The sequence below is a fragment of the Hyphomicrobium denitrificans 1NES1 genome (genome assembly GCF_000230975.2).
GTDB classification, from domain to species: domain Bacteria; phylum Pseudomonadota; class Alphaproteobacteria; order Rhizobiales; family Hyphomicrobiaceae; genus Hyphomicrobium_B; species Hyphomicrobium_B denitrificans_A.
This window is the reverse complement of the sequence record NC_021172.1, coordinates 3,684,916-3,702,060: the sequence shown is the minus strand read 5'-3', so window position 1 is coordinate 3,702,060 and position 17,145 is coordinate 3,684,916. Positions and strand designations below refer to the sequence as shown.

At 57.9% G+C, this 17,145-nt stretch carries 16 protein-coding genes and 1 tRNA gene; 11 read left to right on the top strand and 6 right to left on the bottom strand.

What is annotated here, in order from left to right:
- The first annotated feature begins 7 nt into the window (after positions 1-7).
- Positions 8-229 (top strand): DUF1674 domain-containing protein, encoded by a 222-nt coding sequence (locus HYPDE_RS17835; RefSeq protein WP_015599955.1) that lies wholly within the window; start codon positions 8-10, stop codon positions 227-229.
- Between the two features lies 1 nt (position 230).
- Here the strand turns inward: HYPDE_RS17835 and acs are convergent, their stop codons facing one another.
- The 5 genes from acs to tsaD form a co-directional block, all read right to left on the bottom strand.
- Positions 231-2,177 (bottom strand): acetate--CoA ligase, encoded by a 1,947-nt coding sequence (gene acs / locus HYPDE_RS17830; RefSeq protein WP_015599954.1) that lies wholly within the window; start codon positions 2,175-2,177, stop codon positions 231-233.
- 123 nt (positions 2,178-2,300) lie between these two features.
- Positions 2,301-3,023 carry a class I SAM-dependent methyltransferase gene (locus tag HYPDE_RS17825; RefSeq protein ID WP_432263857.1) on the bottom strand — a complete coding sequence of 241 codons (723 nt, stop codon included), beginning with the start codon at positions 3,021-3,023 and terminating at the stop codon, positions 2,301-2,303.
- The gene (locus tag HYPDE_RS17820) at positions 2,969-3,406 is read right to left on the bottom strand and encodes an EVE domain-containing protein (protein ID WP_015599952.1); all 438 of its coding nucleotides are present in this window, start codon (positions 3,404-3,406) and stop codon (positions 2,969-2,971) included. Before HYPDE_RS17820 ends, HYPDE_RS17825 begins: the two co-directional genes overlap by 55 nt.
- A gap of 254 nt (positions 3,407-3,660) precedes the next feature.
- Entirely contained in the window at positions 3,661-4,707 is a 1,047-nt protein-coding gene (locus tag HYPDE_RS17815) for an NAD(P)H-dependent glycerol-3-phosphate dehydrogenase (protein ID WP_015599951.1), read from the bottom strand.
- Between the two features lie 9 nt (positions 4,708-4,716).
- Positions 4,717-5,820: a tRNA (adenosine(37)-N6)-threonylcarbamoyltransferase complex transferase subunit TsaD gene (gene tsaD / locus HYPDE_RS17810; protein ID WP_051112103.1), complete on the bottom strand. Its 1,104-nt coding sequence runs from the start codon at positions 5,818-5,820 to the stop codon at positions 4,717-4,719.
- A gap of 111 nt (positions 5,821-5,931) precedes the next feature.
- On the opposite strand from tsaD, the gene hemC reads away from it, so the two are divergent.
- The 8 genes from hemC to HYPDE_RS17770 all read left to right on the top strand — a co-directional run bounded on the left by hemC (position 5,932) and on the right by HYPDE_RS17770 (position 13,676).
- A complete protein-coding gene (hemC, locus tag HYPDE_RS17805; protein ID WP_015599949.1) occupies positions 5,932-6,864 on the top strand; it encodes a hydroxymethylbilane synthase in 933 nt (310 codons plus the stop codon).
- Entirely contained in the window at positions 6,864-7,604 is a 741-nt protein-coding gene (locus tag HYPDE_RS17800) for a uroporphyrinogen-III synthase (RefSeq protein WP_015599948.1), read from the top strand. Before hemC ends, HYPDE_RS17800 begins: the two co-directional genes overlap by 1 nt.
- A 125-nt stretch (positions 7,605-7,729) precedes the next feature.
- A complete protein-coding gene (locus tag HYPDE_RS17795; RefSeq protein ID WP_015599947.1) occupies positions 7,730-9,460 on the top strand; it encodes a hypothetical protein in 1,731 nt (576 codons plus the stop codon).
- A gap of 19 nt (positions 9,461-9,479) precedes the next feature.
- Complete coding sequence (locus HYPDE_RS17790; protein ID WP_015599946.1) at positions 9,480-11,201, top strand: heme biosynthesis protein HemY; 1,722 nt, start codon at positions 9,480-9,482, stop codon at positions 11,199-11,201.
- 140 nt (positions 11,202-11,341) lie between these two features.
- Positions 11,342-11,417, top strand: a tRNA-Thr gene (locus HYPDE_RS17785).
- A 182-nt stretch (positions 11,418-11,599) separates the two neighbouring features.
- Entirely contained in the window at positions 11,600-11,986 is a 387-nt protein-coding gene (locus HYPDE_RS17780) for a helix-turn-helix transcriptional regulator (protein WP_015599945.1), read from the top strand.
- Between the two features lie 744 nt (positions 11,987-12,730).
- Entirely contained in the window at positions 12,731-13,003 is a 273-nt protein-coding gene (locus HYPDE_RS19445; RefSeq protein WP_187290848.1) for a hypothetical protein, read from the top strand.
- Positions 12,936-13,676 carry a toll/interleukin-1 receptor domain-containing protein gene (locus HYPDE_RS17770; RefSeq protein ID WP_081625145.1) on the top strand — a complete coding sequence of 247 codons (741 nt, stop codon included), beginning with the start codon at positions 12,936-12,938 and terminating at the stop codon, positions 13,674-13,676. Before HYPDE_RS19445 ends, HYPDE_RS17770 begins: the two co-directional genes overlap by 68 nt.
- Here HYPDE_RS17770 and HYPDE_RS19240 read toward each other — a convergent pair.
- Entirely contained in the window at positions 13,673-14,581 is a 909-nt protein-coding gene (locus HYPDE_RS19240) for a hypothetical protein (RefSeq protein WP_144061315.1), read from the bottom strand. The two genes, HYPDE_RS17770 and HYPDE_RS19240, sit on opposite strands and share 4 nt — an antisense overlap.
- A gap of 94 nt (positions 14,582-14,675) precedes the next feature.
- Between HYPDE_RS19240 and HYPDE_RS17755 the strand changes: the two genes are divergently transcribed.
- Entirely contained in the window at positions 14,676-16,058 is a 1,383-nt protein-coding gene (locus tag HYPDE_RS17755; RefSeq protein ID WP_015599941.1) for a hypothetical protein, read from the top strand.
- Positions 16,055-17,137 (top strand): hypothetical protein, encoded by a 1,083-nt coding sequence (locus HYPDE_RS17750; RefSeq protein ID WP_144061314.1) that lies wholly within the window; start codon positions 16,055-16,057, stop codon positions 17,135-17,137. Before HYPDE_RS17755 ends, HYPDE_RS17750 begins: the two co-directional genes overlap by 4 nt.
- Positions 17,138-17,145 lie beyond the last annotated feature (8 nt).

Genomic DNA, 17,145 nt, shown 5'->3' with positions numbered 1-17,145 from the left:
ACCGATAGTGAACACGGATCCTAATCGAGGCGATGGCGCCAAAGCAGCCGAGGCGGAAAACGAGGCGCGCCCGCTGACGCCGGAGGCACGCCGAGCCCTGGCGGAGGCCGAAGCGCGCCGCCAGCAGGCTGCCAATCAGCCAAGACCGTCTGAGGTCGGCGGGCGGGACGGCCCTGAGCCGACCCGCTTCGGAGATTGGGAAAAAGGCGGCATCGCCTCCGATTTCTAGGTTACGGCGCGCGCCTGTTCTGCCGGTTCGAGATCAACTCGTCGACGACCGCCGGATCGGCCAGCGTCGAGGTATCTCCGAGATTTCCGAAATCGTCTTCCGCGATCTTGCGTAGGATACGGCGCATGATCTTGCCCGAGCGCGTTTTCGGCAGGCCCGGCGAAAACTGGATGAGATCGGGAGATGCGATCGGACCGATTTCCCTGCGCACGTGCGCGACCAAGTCTTTCTTCAAACCGTCATCGCCGTACTCGCCTATGATCAGGGTGATGTAGCAGTAGATGCCCTGACCCTTCAGATCGTGCGGGTATCCGACAACGGCGGCTTCCGCGACCTTGGGATGGGACACCAGCGCGCTCTCGACTTCCGCCGTACCCATGCGGTGCCCCGAGACGTTGATGACGTCGTCGACGCGCCCGGTGATCCAGTAGTAGCCGTCGGCATCGCGCCGGCAGCCGTCGCCGCTGAAGTACATTCCGGGATAGGCGGAGAAGTACGTCTTCTCGAAGCGGTCGTGATCCTTATAGATCGTGCGCGATTGCCCGGGCCAACTGTCGAGGATGACGAGGTTGCCCTGTGCCTCACCCTCGAGGATCTGTCCCTTGTCGTCGACGAGTGCCGGTCGCACGCCGAAGAAAGGCTTCGTTCCGGAGCCGGGCTTTAAATCCGTGGCGCCGGGCAGCGGCGAGATCATGATGCCGCCGGTCTCGGTCTGCCACCAGGTGTCCACGATCGGACAGCGGCCTTCGCCGACGACGTGATAGTACCATTCCCAAGCCTCGGGGTTGATCGGCTCGCCGACCGACCCGAGAAGCCGAAGCGAAGCGCGGCTCGTGCGTTTAACGAGATCGTCGCCCGCACCCATCAGCGATCGGATGGCTGTCGGCGCGGTGTAGAAAATCGAGACTTTCCATTTATCGATGACGTCCCAGAACCGCGACGCGGTCGGATACGTCGGGATGCCTTCGAACATCAACGACGTCGCGCCGTTCGCAAGCGGTCCATAGACGATGTAGCTGTGGCCCGTTACCCAGCCGACATCCGCCGTGCACCAGTAGACATCACCGTCGTGATAATCGAAAATATATTGATGCGTCATCGCGACGAAGAGCAGATAGCCGCCCGTCGTGTGCACCACGCCCTTCGGTTTTCCTGTCGATCCCGACGTATAGAGGATGAAGAGCGGATCTTCCGCACTCATTTCTTCCGGTGGACATTCGGCTGAAACGGTCGCCAGTTCTTCATGCAGCCACAGGTCCCGTCCCGGCGTCCATGACACCGGATTGCCGGTGCGGCGCACGACGAGCACTTTCTTGTCGCCCGCGCATTTGGCAAGCGCGGCATCGGCGTTCTTTTTCAGCGGAACGGGCTTGCCGCCGCGCAATCCCTCGTCCGCCGTGATGATGACCGTCGATTCCGCATCTTCGATGCGATTCTGCAAGCTGTCCGGCGAGAACCCGCCGAAAACGATCGAATGCACCGCACCGATGCGCGTGCACGCGAGCATCGCGTAGGTTGCTTCCGGAATCATCGGCAGGTAGATCGTGACACGGTCGCCCTTCTTGACGCCGTGCTTCTTGAGGACGTTCGCGAACCGCTGCACGCGTTCGGAAAGCTGTCGATACGTAATCGTCTCGCTTTCGTTCGGATTGTCGCCTTCCCAAATGATCGCCGTCTGGTCGCCGCGCGTCGCGAGATGCCGGTCGATGCAGTTCACTGAGACGTTCAGCGTGCCGTCCTCGAACCAGCGGATATCGACCTTGCCGGGTCCGAACGTGGTGTTCTTGGCACGTGTATAAGGCTTGATCCAATCGAGTCGCTTACCGGCGTCCGACCAGAACCCTTCGGGGTCGGAGACTGACCGCTCATACATCTCCCGATACTTATCGGCGTTGATGTAGGCGCGCTCGGCCCACTCTCTGGACACAGGATAGACTTTGTCGGACATTCGTGCGTTCCTCCGGCTAGCCGTCTAGGGTGCGGCCACTATTCACCACATTATGATGCGACAATCAGTGCCCCACAACATGCTCGAAGGTAGAACCGAAGAAGATACCGAATCTCAACAAATTCAGGCACGCCAGACGGCCGTGCGCTTGATCTCTGCGTCCTCGAGCTCGCGAGTTACGGGGACCTGATATTCAAAGAGCTTTTCGAAGCGACCGCGCGGGAAATAACTCCGTTGCGGGTCGCCGATCAAGACGGTACAGCCCGCCGCTTTCGCGGAATCAATGAACCCGAGGACCCCATCGGCAAGTTCGCGCTCGTAAAAGAGATCGCCGATGATCACGACGCCTTCTCGCGGACCCGGCTGAGCCAGAAGATCGTCCCCCGTCGTCTCGATAGGCACGTCATTGGCTTTACCATTAAGCTCGATCGCCGCGAGTGCGAGAGGGTCGATGTCGGCGGCAAGAACATATCTTGCCCCGACCTTTGCGGCAGCGATCGCGGAGATCCCGGACCCAGAGCCCAGGTCGAGCACAGGCCGATCCCGGCAGATATCGGGGGTGTCAATCAGGTAGCGCGCCATCGCCTGCCCTCCGGCCCACGCAAAGGCCCAATAAGGAGGCGGCACGTTCATTTCCCCCAGTTCGTCTTCCGTCTTTTGCCAGATCGGCAGCGACTCGGCAGCGAGATGCAGGACAATTTCCGGGACCAGCGGCGGCGCCAGCATTTCGGTGTTTGCTTCGATGAAATGGGCGAGCGCCTGAGGGTCGGCCTGGTCGAGACGTTCGCTGCTCACACCTTGAGCTTCCGTGGATCGACCCCACCCATGCGGCACACTTCTTTCCATTCATCGGCCGAAACCGGCTGAACCGAGAGGCGAGAATTGTTGACGAGCACCATCTCTGCAAGTTTCGGATTGGCCTTGATGGCGTCGAGCGTTACGGGCTTTGGCACCGGCGCGACGGCCGCGACGTCGACACACTCCCATTTACCCGTTTCGTCCTTGGCCTCGGGATGCGCCAGCGCGATGATGCGGCAGATGCCGACGACGTCTTTTCCCTCATTCGAATGATAGAAGAAGCCGAGATCGCCGACCTTCATGGCGCGCATATTATTACGCGCCTGATAGTTGCGCACGCCATCCCAGGATTCGCCCTTCGCTCCTCGCGACACAAGGTCATCCCACGAGAACGCATCGGGCTCCGACTTCAATAGCCAATAAGCAGGCATGTGCAGGCGCCTTCGCGAACCACCTAAATGTTGCGTAGCGTGAAACGCGAAACCGCTCAACCCGTCTAAAAATCAAAGACCCCATGCTCAGCAAGCACGGGGTCTTTGGACGCGACACGACAAGGGACGCTTCTACAGCGTGGCGCCTGGACCTGGAGGATCGCGGTCGCCGGATAGAGACATCTTGCCGAAACTCTCTTGAAATTCGGTAAAGGCGCCGTCATCAATTCCGTTAAGCGACGCGAACGGTCTGCTCAATCCTCAGCCTTGAGCGGACGTTGCATCAGCCCAGTGATCGCCTCGTCGACGCCAAGTCGCCCCTCGATGATCTCATGCACGGCTTCCGCAATCGGCATCTCGACATTCTTTTTGCGCGCCAGGCGAACGAGTGCAGCAGCCGTATAGACGCCTTCGGTAACGGCCGACCGCGCCCCGAGAATCTCTGAAAGCGATCGTCCTTCGCCCAATGCGCGGCCAAGCGACATATTGCGCGACTGCGTACTGCCGCACGTTAGGATGAGATCGCCGAGCCCCGACAATCCGAGCAGCGTTTCCGGCCGCGCGCCCATCGCCTCTCCGAAGCGTCTCAATTCGGCAAAGCCCCGCGTCACGATGGCTGCGTGCGCGCTGGTGCCAAGCCCTCGCCCTTCGACAATGCCGGCCGCAATTGCCAGCACGTTCTTGACGGCACCCCCGAGTTCGGCGCCGATCACGTCGCTCGACCAATAAAGTCGCATTTGCCGCGACGATAGAAATGCCGCAAGAGCCCGCCCCACGGCTTCGTTGCGGCATGCAAGAGTAAGTGCCGACGGCAATCCGCGGGCCACGTCGGCGGCAAAGCTCGGACCGGAAAGCACCGCCCGGGTCGCTTGCGGCACGATGTCTTCGAGGACGTCGCCCATGAACTTGCCGGTCTCTTGCTCGATCCCCTTCGAGCAAATGACGATGGGAACACCGTTCGTCAGGTGCCGCGCAAGATTTACCAGCACACCACGTAAATGCTGCGCCGGAGCTACGGCAAGAATTACATCTGCGGTCGCGACGCTCGCAAGATCTCCTGTGGCGTGAACGGAATGGTTGAGGTCAACGCCCGGCAGAAAGACGCGGTTGACGTGACGCGCGTTGATATCTTCGACGATCTCGGGCTCGCGCACCCAGAGCGTGACCACGGTATCGTGCGAGAGCGTTTGCGCAAGCGCCGTCCCCCAAGCTCCTCCGCCAATGATGCTGACTGACCGCAACTGCAAAGACGCTTCCCCCACTCCGATATCGGCAAAGCTTAGCACGCCATTATGATGCATGCTTCAGACTTATGCCTTGATCCCGGCACCGGCCGCCTTCACGGCGTCGGGATCGAGCGGCCATCGCGGCCGGACGGGCGCCTGAAGTCCGTCGATAAATCCCAGTGCCAGCCGTTCTGCTCCGGCCCAGGCAATCATCGCGCCGTTATCGGTGCATAAGCCGAGCGGCGGCGCATGAAATGCGAATCCGAATTCCTCCGAGATGCCGACAAGGGCCGTGCGCAAGACCTTATTCGCCGCAACCCCCCCGGCAACGACAAAAGGTTTCGGCCGTCCTTCGGGAAGAGACGGAAGAACGGCGCGCATTGCACGCTGCACACGATCCACGACGCTTTCGCAAACCGCCGCCTGGAACGATGCGCAGAGATCGACAACGTCGGCCTGCGACAAAGGCGCGATTTTCATCGCCGCATGCCGCACGGCTGTTTTCAGACCGGCGAACGAGAAATGCGGATCGTCGCGCCCGGCCATGGGTCGCGGCAGATCGAACCGGTGGGGGTTGCCGCTGAGCGCAGCTTTCTCGACTGCCGGACCGCCCGGCATCGACAGGCCTAACAGCTTCGCCGTCTTGTCGTAAGCTTCCCCAAGCGCATCGTCGATCGTGGTTGCAAGCCGGCGATAACGGCCGACGTCTTCCACCAGCAGCAGTTGTGTATGCCCGCCCGACACGAGAAGCATCAAATAGGGCGGCCTGACGCCGTCAGTCAGACCGACGGTCAGCGCATGCGCCTCAAGATGATTGATCGCAAGAAACGGTTTGCCGGTCGCGAGCGCCAGCGCCTTGGCGGTGGTTGCCCCGACGATGAGACCGCCGATAAGTCCCGGCCCCGACGCCGCCGCGATTCCGGAAAGATCGGAAAGTCCGATTTTTGCCTCCGCCAAAGCAGCATGAACGAGCCGGTCAAGGCAATCGGTATGCGCGCGGGCGGCAATTTCGGGAACGACGCCGCCGTAGATCGCGTGCTTGTCGAATTGCGAAAGAACGACGTTGGACAGAACTCGGCCCTGCCCGTTGGCGCGCCGCTCGACGACGGCAGCAGCCGTTTCGTCGCAGCTCGTCTCGATGCCGAGAACAAGCGACAAACCCTGGGCGGAATCGACGTGCGGCATCATCTCGTTAAGTTCTTGATGGGCGAGGTTGGAATTCGCGTTCCTTTGGAGCATTAATGTCGCCCGAACTGGCCAGCGGGCCGAGAGCCCCGCCTAGCATCCGGAGAAACCCTTTTGCAAGCTGCCCGCATTCGTATCGGGACACGTGGCTCGCCGTTGGCGCTTGCCCAGGCCCATGAGGTCCGCGACAGGCTTGCCAAAGCCCACGGTCTTCCCGAGGACGCCATCGCGATCACGATTATCAAGACCACCGGCGACCGTGTGACCGACCGGCCGCTCTCCGACATCGGCGGCAAAGGCCTGTTTACGAAAGAGATCGAAGACGCGCTGTTCGCAAACGAAATCGATGTCGCCGTACACTCGATGAAAGACATGCAGACTGCGCTGCCGGACGGGCTTGCCATCGGCGCGACATTGCCGCGCGAGGACCCGCGCGATGCCTTCATCTCATTGAAGCACGCCAACATCGGCGCGCTGCCTCGGGGAGCGGTCGTCGGAACGTCATCCCTCCGGCGCAAATCGCAAGTGCTCAGTGTGCGCCCCGATCTCAGCGTCATTGATTTTCGCGGGAACGTCGAGACGCGATTGCGCAAGCTCAAAGACGGCGTCGCCGAAGCAACATTCCTCGCCGTCGCCGGATTGAACCGGCTTGGCCTGGCAGATCGGATTACTGCGATTGTGCCGGCGGAAGACATGCTTCCGGCTGCCGCGCAGGGAGCAATCGGACTTGAAATTCGCGCCGGCGATCAAGGGGCAGCGGCGCTCGTCGCACCGCTGAACGATGCCCCGACAGCGCTCGCCGTCACGGCGGAACGCGCGTTCCTTGCCCGTCTCGAAGGCTCGTGCCGAACGCCGATCGCCGGATATGCCGTCATTGACGGCGACCGGCTATCGTTCCGCGGACAGGTTCTCTCCGTCGATGGCAGGCAGAGATATGACGTCTCGCGCACCGGTCCGTCGAATACGGCCCACGAAATCGGCCTTGCCGCCGCGGACGAAGTCTTGAGCAACGCAGATCCCGCCATTCTTGCCCGTTCGAGCGCCTGATGCACGTCCTCGTCACGCGCCCCAAAGGCGACGGAGAAAAGCTGAAGGCGCAGCTTGAGCAGCTTGGCTGGGAGGTCAGCCTTGAACCGCTGATCCGCATCGTACCGAACGAGATTCCTCCGAGCGCGATCGATGGCGCATCGACATTGATCGTGACAAGCCGTAACGCCCTCAAAACGCTGTCAGCGTCCGCCGCGCTCGTGCCGGCAACGATGTTGCCGCTGATGGCCGTCGGACCGGGAACCGCAGCCTTGGCGCTTGAATTGGGCTTCAAGGACGTTTTCGAAGGCCCCGGTACCGGCGCCGAGCTTGCCCCGGAAATCGTCCGCAAATCGAAAGCGGACGGAGGAACGTTCGTTTACCTTGCGGGCGATAAATTAGCCTTCGACCTCCCGGCAGTTCTCACCGAACAAGGCGTGAATATCCGGCGGGTCGTCGCCTATCGTTCTGTTGCAGCGGAAACGTTATCGCCGCGCATTGCCGAAGCGCTTCGCGAAGGTGTTATCGATGTCGTCGTTTTAATGTCACCGAAAACGGCCGAAACCTGGGCCAGTGTTGCCCCCGACGTCGCAAAACCGAACGATCTTTCCGGAATAAGCTACGCATGCATCTCCGAGGCCGTGGCGAACGTCCTAAGGTTGCGCCTGGGAACGCAAAACATCATAATTGCCGACCGCCCCAATCTCGAAGAAATATTTATCGTGCTGAAACGTCTCGCAGCACGTCCGGAAGCGGAGTAAGAAGGCGAACGCAGGAGCGAATTCGAAGTCCGGCGGGAAAGTCCAGCAGGCTCAATCAATTTTTGCCCGGAGTTTAATCCACCCCGGAATTCATCGCGAGTTTCGTACGGAGTCGTGAGTTTCTAATGGCAGACGACAAATCGAGTAAAGGTACGGGCAGCACCCCCGGCGGCCCAGCCAAACGGCCCTACGCGACGCTCGATCTGAAAGCGACCGAGATCAAGATCACGCCGGTCGCAAAAGGCACGGAGTCCGCGACATCGAAGGGCGCTTCCCGCACCACCCCTTTATCGGAACAACAAGTTCCCCTTCCTGCCGCTGCTTCGACGTACGCGGCGTCAGCGAGCACACGCACCCAATCGAACTCTGAGGCCAGGATGCAAGCCGAACCCCAAAAGTCCGAACAGGCGAGGTCCTCCTCTTCGGCAACAGGCAAACCGGCAGACGCAAGAGTCGTCGTCGACCGGCGCGGCGGCTTTTTCAGCCATCTCGTCGCCGGTATCGTTGGCGGCGTTCTATCATTCCTGGCGTTGCAATGGGCGATACCGGAGCTTGGGCTTGAAACAACATCGTCGCGCTTCGTCAACGACACGGCATCGCTTTCCGAACGCGTCGGAGCGCTTGAAAAGAAAGTCTCGCAAGACGCGTCGGCTTCCGATCTAAGCGTCATCGCAAATCGTGTCGCGGATCTCGAAAAAACCGCGCAGACGATACCCGCGCTGACCGACAGCCAGAAACGCCTCATCGCAGAAACCAAAGCCGCACTTGCTTCGGCGGCATCGGATACCGGCTCGACGCAGCTCATAGAGCGCGTCGGCAAACTCGAAGACAAGCTCAAGGCTCTGGCCGATGCCGGCGCTAACGATCCGAACCCCACCCGCATCGAGCAACTTGCGGGCCTGACCGCAAAAGTCACGGACCTCGAAACCAGCCTGTCGACGCAGCTTGCCGCCTTGCGCGCGAGCGTGACGAAGGATGTCGATAGCCGGGTCCAGGTCGCAACGGCCGCCAGCGAGACCGCACAGGCAGGCTCGCTACGGCTCGACAAGGATGTCGCGAGCCTCAAGACCGACGCAGCTCGGATCGAAGCAAACGTGAATGCCAACAAGGATGCAACCGCCCGCATCGCCGCCGATCTCAAAACCGCCCAGGACCAAACGGCTCAGGTAGCGACGGCGCTCGACGCTCTTAAAGCGAACGTCGCAAAACCGGCCGAGATCGCAGCCTCCGTCGCACCGATCGCGGAGCGCACCGCTGCCCTCGAAAAAAGCATTCAGCAGGTCGTCCAGAGCGAAGGCGCCCGACAAAAAACCGCCGAGCAGGTCGTCCTGGCTCTCCAGCTTCAGAACCTGAAACGGCTCATCGACGGCGGCCAGAAATATTCAACGCAACTCGCCGATATTGAAAGTCTCGCCGGCAGTTCGCTCGATTTAAGTGCGCTGAAAGACTTGCAGAATACCGGAGCTCCGACGCTTGCCGACCTCAAGAATGAGTTCCGCCCAGCCGCCAATGCCGCAATGGACGCCGAATCCGAAGCCCAGAATACCGGCGTCATGGATCGTCTGTGGTCGGAAGCAAAGTCCGTGGTTCGCGTCCGCCGTATCGATCTGAAACCCGACGACAAGAGCACGGAAGCAGTTCTCGGCCGCATGCAGGTTGCACTTAACGATGGCCGCCTGGGCGACGTTCTTGAAATGTCGAAAGACCTGTCGCAGACAGCGCAAGATGCAGCCCGCCCCTTCCTCGACAGACTGAATGCACGTGTCGGCGTCGACAGTACGCTCGCCCAACTCGAGGCACAGCTCAAATCGTCGATTGCTCCGGGCTCCGCGCCCACGGCTAAGTCAGCGCCTTAATCAGCGAAGGGTTTGCGTCATGGTGCGCCTCGTAGTCTATCTGCTCACAATCGCATTGATCGCGTCGGGTCTTGCCTGGCTTGCCGATCGCCCTGGGACGCTGCAGATCGTTTGGCAGGGGTACGATATAGAAACATCGGTGTTCCGCGCCGTCGTGCTCCTCGCCGCGGCAATCGCTTCGATCGTCTTCTTGTGGTCGGTGTTCCGCGCACTCTGGAACAGCCCCGCGGCCATCGGGGACCGGCTCGTCCAACGGCGCCAGCGCAAAGGGCTCGATGCAGTATCGAGTGGCCTGATCGCAGTCGGCGCGGGCGACAGCATGCTGGCCTCGCGCTTCGCGTTGCAGGCCCGAAAATCGCTGCCACACGAGCCGCTGACGCACCTCCTGCGCGCCCAGTCGGCGGAACTGTCCGGCGACCGTGCGACCGCGCGGCGTATCTACGAAGCGATGCTCGCATCGCCCGAAACGGAGCAGCTCGGCTTACGCGGACTTTTCCTTGAGGCAGAGCGCCAAGGCGCGGGCGAGGCGGCACGTCAATTCGCGAGCCGCGCGCTGAAGGCCAACCCGAAGCTCGGCTGGTCCGCTACCGCACTGTTCGAGCAGCAGTGCAAACAGAAGGATTGGACGGCGGCCCTCCAGACGTTGGACCACGCCAGGAAGAACGGACACATCGCCAAGGCCGAAGCCGACCGCAAGCGCGCCGTCCTTCTCACCGCCAAGGCCCAGAACGTTGAGGAAGATTCGCCGGACAAAGCTCTCGCGTTGGCGCTGGAAGCGCATGGTCTGGCATCGGACTTGGTGCCCGCCGCGGCAATTGCCGGACGCATTCTCGCATCCCGCGGCAACACCTCCAAGGCCGCCAAGGTGCTGCAGAAGACGTGGGCGAAGTCACCGCATCCCGATCTCGCAGCTGCCTATGCCTATGCGCGCGTCGGCGATAGCACGCGCGATCGATTCGATCGCGAACGTCAGCTCGCGGCGCTCAACCCGCATTCGATCGAAAGCCCGATTGCCGTCGCAACGGCCGCGATCGAGGCTCGAATGTACGACGAAGCCCGCCGCGTTCTCGAGCCGTTGCTGCCTGAGCGCCTGACCCAGCGCGTCGCGACGTTGATGGCGCGGATCGAAGCCGGCGAGAACGGCGAGAAAGGCCGCGTCCGCGAATGGCTGGCACGTGCGATGAACGCCGCCCGTGATCCGGCGTGGATCGCCGACGGCGTCATCTCCGATCACTGGGAGCCGATCTCGCCAGTCGACGGCAGGCTTGATGCCTTCCAGTGGCGTGTCCCCGTTGAGACACGCGACGCGACACGCACTGAAATCCTGGCGCGGCGGCTTGAGGAGCTGATTGCAATCGAGGCACCGGCTGAGACGCCTGCAACCCCAAACCCCGATAGAGCCAGCGCAACACAGGACGACGTCATCGACGCGGAGCCTGTGACGGTCACGGTGAAGCCCACGCCGGAAGCGGCAAGCGCAAACACGGCTGCCGTATCGGACGAGCCGTCCGAACAGACTGTGCCGGCCGAGGCCGCTAAGCTCGCCACCGCCGCGAAAGCCACAGCGACCGACATCCCGCCGGCTCAGGCGCAACGCGAGATACGGCCCGTTCAATCCATTCAAAAGGACGATACGAAGCTTTTCGTCGCGCCGCGTGCCCCCGACGATCCCGGAACGGAACCGCCTGCGCCCGAGCCGGAACAGCCGATTGCGAGGCGCAGCTTTAGGGCGGTCAGCTAGATCGTCACGAAAGGTCGCATATTATGCGGCTCTTGGAGCCGCCAGCGATCGCATCGGGCGCTGCTGGAGGCGCTTGCAATTCCGAACCGGTGAGGGTATCCCTCGCGCCTTCCCGCGTGGTCCAATCCTCGGGACGGTTTGCCGCTTTAGCTCAGCCGGTAGAGCACGTCATTCGTAATGACGGGGTCGGGTGTTCGAGTCACCCAAGCGGCACCATTGCAATTAATTGCAATAAAATCAGATAGTTACGAGCATATCAGAGACTTAAATTTCCCTCACTATCGTCGCTTGCAAATTGCTCCGCTAGCACATCCCTAGCACATAAAGTGCTGAAAACCCCCTTCTGAATCAAGCCGTCCTGACTTGTTCGAGTTGAGCAAATCACCGAGTCTTTGGGCATGGGGATCGATTGGAATAAGCAGCGGACGACAACGGTTCGGGAGAAGCTTCTCCCGGCACAAGACGAAGCGCGGATTATCAAACAGTACGGCGAAGCCATACGCCCCGTGCTTGATCACCTGTTAGACGAGAAAGCCGCCGAACTCGCAAATTCATACGATGCGTCGTGGCGGAAGCTCGGGGAATACCTGACCGCAGAAACCCGCGAGCAAACAGCCCAACAGCTTCTATCGCACGAAGAGGTTGCGAGGATGCTTGGGTCCTCAGTCGCTACCGTCAAGCGCATGGTTCAGGACGGTCGCCTTCCCAAACCCGTGCAGATCAGTGAGCGTCGGATTGGGCACCGCTACGCCGATATAAAGAAGCTGACAGGTAAGGACCGCTAGCTGCGTATAAACAGTGCCCCACGGAAGAGGGTCGCTAGCCATGAGCCCCTATATGCTGAGGCAGGCCTAAAAGTCAGTCGCCTTCGCCCGCGCGTGCCGATAGTTCGTCGCAGTCGTCGGCTTCGTGCCGCTTCGGTGCTACTGCGTATTCCGAGCAAGGGATCGAAGGCAAACACTCTTCTTGGCCACCGTACCAGCTTTTGGCCGCCCACGAGTCATCCCACAGAACAACTTTAAACTTTTCCATCGTGAAGCTCGAATGCCGTTCCCCTCAATGCTGGAAACGTACCACGGCCCACTGAACCCCCGATGAACGAGTTGTTGCCGAATATACTGCTTGCCGCCCCACTTTGACGCGGTTCATTGCGATTGAGCATTGCGCTCCTTGTACGATCTAATCGCACAACAACGACGCAGCCGCAGACAAACGCGAGCAACGCTAGCTTGTTCGAGTCACGCCGTGTGCACGGATCATGGGACGTTCCGCAAACGCGTGCTTCGTATGTGGGGGCTAATGTGCTGCGGAAATGCGAGGGGGTGGGGTAGTGGTCCGCGAAAACGAGGGGGTGGGTGCTTCGAGGCGGGGTGGGCAAAAACGCGTATGAGACTCTAGTTAGCTATCAGGATCGCAGGGCGAACTTTGCATTTTTTCAGTTTACATCATACGCAATTTTGGTTGTGCATGCAGTATTTGGCATATCTTACGACTTCTGATTCCTGCTCGCATTTCTAAAGGGGGAAAAGGTGCAGTTTCGCATAATGCGCCCTATTGATCGCGTTCGAGCTATCAATCAAGCACAGCATACCATTGCCGAAGAAATGACACGCGACGACGTGCTGACGTTCTTCACAATGATGGGATTGGCCACACCAAAAAACATCGGAAATTATTACGCTGAAAGCCTTGCGCGCTATTTCTTGGACAGTTGCACTGAAGACCAATTGTTTGATGTCGCCAAGCAGCTTGGCCTTGATACCATCAAGGGGCCGTTGCCCAGATACGCCCTCGATTGGTGAAAGCAAATATTGGCTAACTGATCATCTCCGAGTTTTCATCAGCCACGTTCACACCGCAAAGACTAGCGCGCACAATTTGCGGGAAGTGCTCAAGCGTTATGGCATTTCTTCGTTCGTCGCGCACGATGACATCAAAGTGTCTGCAAAGTGGCGCGATGAAATCTTACGGTCGCTGCATTCGATGGATGCCTTTGTTGCCATTATTACGAAGGACTTCAGCCAGAGCAATTGGACCGATCAAGAAGTAGGAATTGCTGTTTGCCGTGATGTATTGATTATTCCTCTCGACAAAGGCGCGGCCCCCTATGGTTTTATAGGAGAGCTTCAAGCTGAGAAGACTGGCGGCGATGCCGTAGAAGTTGCCGAGAAGGTCTTTACAGCGATAAAGGATAGCCCAAAAACGCGCGACCGCATAATTGAGTGTCTATCAAAAACAATCGCGGCGTCAGCGGACTCTACGTTTGCTTCTTTTCGGGTCGATAAACTCGCTTCGATAGAGAATGTGCCTCGCGATGCCTGGGAAACAGTTCGTCAAAACGTACCGGCGTACCCCGCACTGATGGGTGATAAATCATTCGTAGATAAGCTCAACAAAGCACTAGTCTTGGCCGGAATAGCCCCGGTTGGCGACCACGACGAACCCGTAAATATTGACGACGAAATTCCCTTCTAACAAGAAAATTGATGGCGAACTAAATCCGGCCTCTTCCTGAACTTTGCCGCCTTAGCTTCTAGCTCTGCACGTTCTTTCTTTTTCTGCGCAGTCCGTACCACCGCTTCCTTGAACGACTTCTTGTCTCGCATTTCGGCAATCGCAGCGAAGTACTTCTTCCTTAGAGCCGTCGTTGCCCCTTCTGCTGCCACCTCGTCAACAGTCTTCCCCGAACTAGCCGCGAGATAGCGAAGGAGGTTGTAAGTTGAGAAGTGCGATAATCTTCTCTTCGCGATCTTGTCCGCGTCCTTCTTCGTGAAAAACTTTTGCTTCCTTCCTCGCCGCTTTCTCTTCTGCACATCGATTGAAGCGTCACCCCACTTCAGCTTTCGGCATTCAGCGTTCTTCTTCTTTATGTGTTTTTCAACGGCCCTCATGGCCTTGTCGAGCGCACCCCAAGACGCTTCCGGCTGAGCAATCCCCTTGGCCTCGTTCTCGCGAACATATTTCGTATAGAGAACGTGTGCCCTATGCCCCGTGCCATACACAGCGTGCGGAGGATCAGGGAACGGTATGCCACCAAAAGCACGCCGCCATGCCTCGGACTGTTTTAGATACTGATTGTACCGAACCCAATGAATGTCCGAGATTATAAGTGCGTCGGCCACTGTTCGGACCTTGCCCGCGCGCTTTGCTTCTTCAATTATCGCAACACGGTCTTCAATGGTTCGCCCGCCGCGTGGCCCGTTCCAACCTCTGATGGGGTCGGTCAAACGGGCAAGCGCGGGATCAGCCTTGATGACTCTTCGGAGCTTTTCGCGGTGTACGCCAATGGCTTTGGCGAGTTGTCGAAGCGAGAAGATGTGCTTTTTTCCTAACGCTGACCGCACGATTTCAGACGTTATCGGTGTTGCTTTACAAGTCACAACTTTGTTTCTATTTTTCCATAAGTCTGGGCAAAGGCTCAAGTGCCCCACACGCCGATTCGAATGCTTCGATTATTTTGCGGGTCAAAATCGCATGACGATGGACCGCCGAAAGTTTCTGAAGAGTACCGTGTTAATTTTTTCGGCTCGCACAATTGGTAAAGCAGCTTTCGTTGGTACTCCCCTTCTCACACTCTTCCCTTCTCTCGCGCAAGCTTGGGTCCAAGTTGCAATTGCGGTTGCTTCGATGGTGGCAAGCATGGTCGCCGCCAATAATCGTAGCGACGGCGGAATTGGTGAAATTATCAGCGCCAATTATCAGCTTTTGAAGGTTGCGCTTCAGAAGCTCACCGAGATTCAAACGGAACTAGCCGCCGTCCTAACAAAATTGGACGAGTTGCCGGATCAAATAGATCAGTTACTAAAGCAGCAAGACACACGACGACTGCAAACAGAATTGCTTGCGGTTATCAGAGGTTATGTCGAATTGCTTAAATCGCATGACCCCTCCATCAGCGATGAGCAGTGGCGAACAAATCCGAATACTCAACGTGTGTTCTCACAACTTCTCTTTCGACTCGAATCAGCCCGGCAACAGGTCAATGTCTTAAATTTAACAGACCCCGTAACAGCTCTTGTCGCTTGCCCTTTGGGGTTTGTAGAGACGAACCTAAAAAACCTGCTTGGGTACAATAACTTTGAAATCACTTCTACGATACGCGAAGTTTATCTTCCATGGCTCAATAGCGTAGTTGATCCAAGCAATCCTAACTCTGCCATGTCATACGCTATGAGTGCAAAAAACAGACTAACTGACCAAATGAAGGCTGCATCGCTCAATCCTATCGGAGCGTCCCTAAAAATGGTCCCCAGTTCCGTGTTACTTGCTTGTACTGGGGTGAATGACCACGACGACGCAGAGTGGCTGAACGATGATATAGGTTGCTATCAATTCAATGAGTTGGCACCTTATAATTTAGTCAAACCAGCTGCTTCGTTCGATCCGATTGACTCTCGCCCGCAATCAGCACCGCTCACTGAGCCAAACCAAGTCGCGCGAAGGATGTGCCACGGAAGTCTAAAAATAAGAAACGCTCGCGACGGAGCCCATGATCGGCTCGCACTCGATGTAACATTGAAAGAGGAAGAACTAAAAATTGACGGCAAGCCGACGGGAATTCTAAATTTTGTTTTGGAGAAAGCATCAGACAGGAGGGCAAACGCTGGTGATCCCGCTGTCCCTTCAGATTCGCTTTGTCAAATTGACACCGCAAGTATCCCTGACGCGAATGCAAGACTCGCACATATGCAAGCGATGAAGAGACGAACTGATATGTCAGCTACGTTCGATGCCCTGAGCTTAATTATTGATCAAATCAACTTTGAAAGGAGCCGGATTGCGCTCGGCAGTAACGCAGTCGTCGCAGCGGAGGTTGGTATTCAGAATTTACACGAGTTACTTAGAAGGTATTCGTGATGATTTATTCTCCATCTAAGCTTGCCGTCTTCGTGCTCATTGCCACTATTGCCGGTCCGCCCCACGCATGTTTTGCCGCTACTTCCGGAACTGGCAGCGGCCCTCCTGATCCGTACGGCCTTGCTGTGCCTTCATCAATGACAGCCCGTGCCACCACAGCTTCAGCCGCCGCTTCGTTGGCACAATCCGCCGCCGGAGCATTTAATAAGTGGGGTTTGAGCCACGTCATTCAAAAGTACCTAAAACACGAAGACAACAATATTGCAGAACTTTTGAAAACGACGGGCCAAACTGGAGTTTTATACCGAGTTGATATTCAAAAAGTTGAAGGTGAAACGCCCTTTTATTCCGTGGTTGGCGACGGCGTCCAACTGGTAGGAGCAGGAACATCGCCACTTTCTGTAAACACAGCCGCCCAACAACAAGACACGATTGCCCCTGCTCCGAGCACCGGGGCAACAATAGATAGGTCGATGTCCTACTTCCTGTGGTTCTCGAAAGAGGGGAACAAAATTAAGGCATCAACTATACCAGCTACACAACTTATAAACGACACGGCACGTCGATTTGCCGATGAAAAATTATTAGACGCTGAAAACAAAGCCGCTCAGACACGGGCACTAGAGCTTGCTGTGGTACAGATGCAAAATAAGGTGAAAAGCGCCGAAGAACGCGCTCGCATTACTGAACTGCAAAGGCAACAGGCAGAGACTGAAAGTAAAGTTCACGAAATCGAAAACCAGCTACAGGCTGCATTGGAGCGGTCGCGTCGGGCTCAAGCGGCCTCACAAACTTTGACAGTGATCGCCTCTGCTTTAACGCTGGCCTCACAGGCCTCCATGCTAAAAACATCGTTGGGTGCTGACGCAACTCCTGAAATCGATTCGGCGAAATCAACTGCCGATCTCCAAAAAATAGCTGATGATCTCGCCAAATCATCATCCGAAACAGCGAACAAGTTTGAACTTGAGTTGCGAACCCTTGATGATCGCTCGAATGGCATCCGAGTCGAGTCCCTTAAATTTATTAGAACGACCGACTACCCAATAAACAGCGTTCCGGAGTTAAGGCAGCCTTAGGCGGTTCT

Excerpts from the sequence above, each read along its gene's own strand:
- HYPDE_RS17770 (WP_081625145.1), top strand. The coding sequence starts at position 12,936 with ATGTCGCCAAGCAGCTTGGCCTTGATACCATCAAGGGGCCGTTGCCCA.
- HYPDE_RS17815 (WP_015599951.1), bottom strand. The coding sequence starts at position 4,707 with ATGCATCATAATGGCGTGCTAAGCTTTGCCGATATCGGAGTGGGGGAA.
- HYPDE_RS17755 (WP_015599941.1), top strand. The coding sequence starts at position 14,676 with ATGACGATGGACCGCCGAAAGTTTCTGAAGAGTACCGTGTTAATTTTT.
- HYPDE_RS17790 (WP_015599946.1), top strand. The coding sequence starts at position 9,480 with ATGGTGCGCCTCGTAGTCTATCTGCTCACAATCGCATTGATCGCGTCG.
- HYPDE_RS17780 (WP_015599945.1), top strand. The coding sequence starts at position 11,600 with ATGGGGATCGATTGGAATAAGCAGCGGACGACAACGGTTCGGGAGAAG.
- HYPDE_RS17795 (WP_015599947.1), top strand. The coding sequence starts at position 7,730 with ATGGCAGACGACAAATCGAGTAAAGGTACGGGCAGCACCCCCGGCGGC.
- HYPDE_RS17825 (WP_432263857.1), bottom strand. The coding sequence starts at position 3,023 with ATGGAAAGAAGTGTGCCGCATGGGTGGGGTCGATCCACGGAAGCTCAA.
- tsaD (WP_051112103.1), bottom strand. The coding sequence starts at position 5,820 with ATGATGCCGCACGTCGATTCCGCCCAGGGTTTGTCGCTTGTTCTCGGC.
- HYPDE_RS17820 (WP_015599952.1), bottom strand. The coding sequence starts at position 3,406 with ATGCCTGCTTATTGGCTATTGAAGTCGGAGCCCGATGCGTTCTCGTGG.
- HYPDE_RS17800 (WP_015599948.1), top strand. The coding sequence starts at position 6,864 with ATGCACGTCCTCGTCACGCGCCCCAAAGGCGACGGAGAAAAGCTGAAG.
- acs (WP_015599954.1), bottom strand. The coding sequence starts at position 2,177 with ATGTCCGACAAAGTCTATCCTGTGTCCAGAGAGTGGGCCGAGCGCGCC.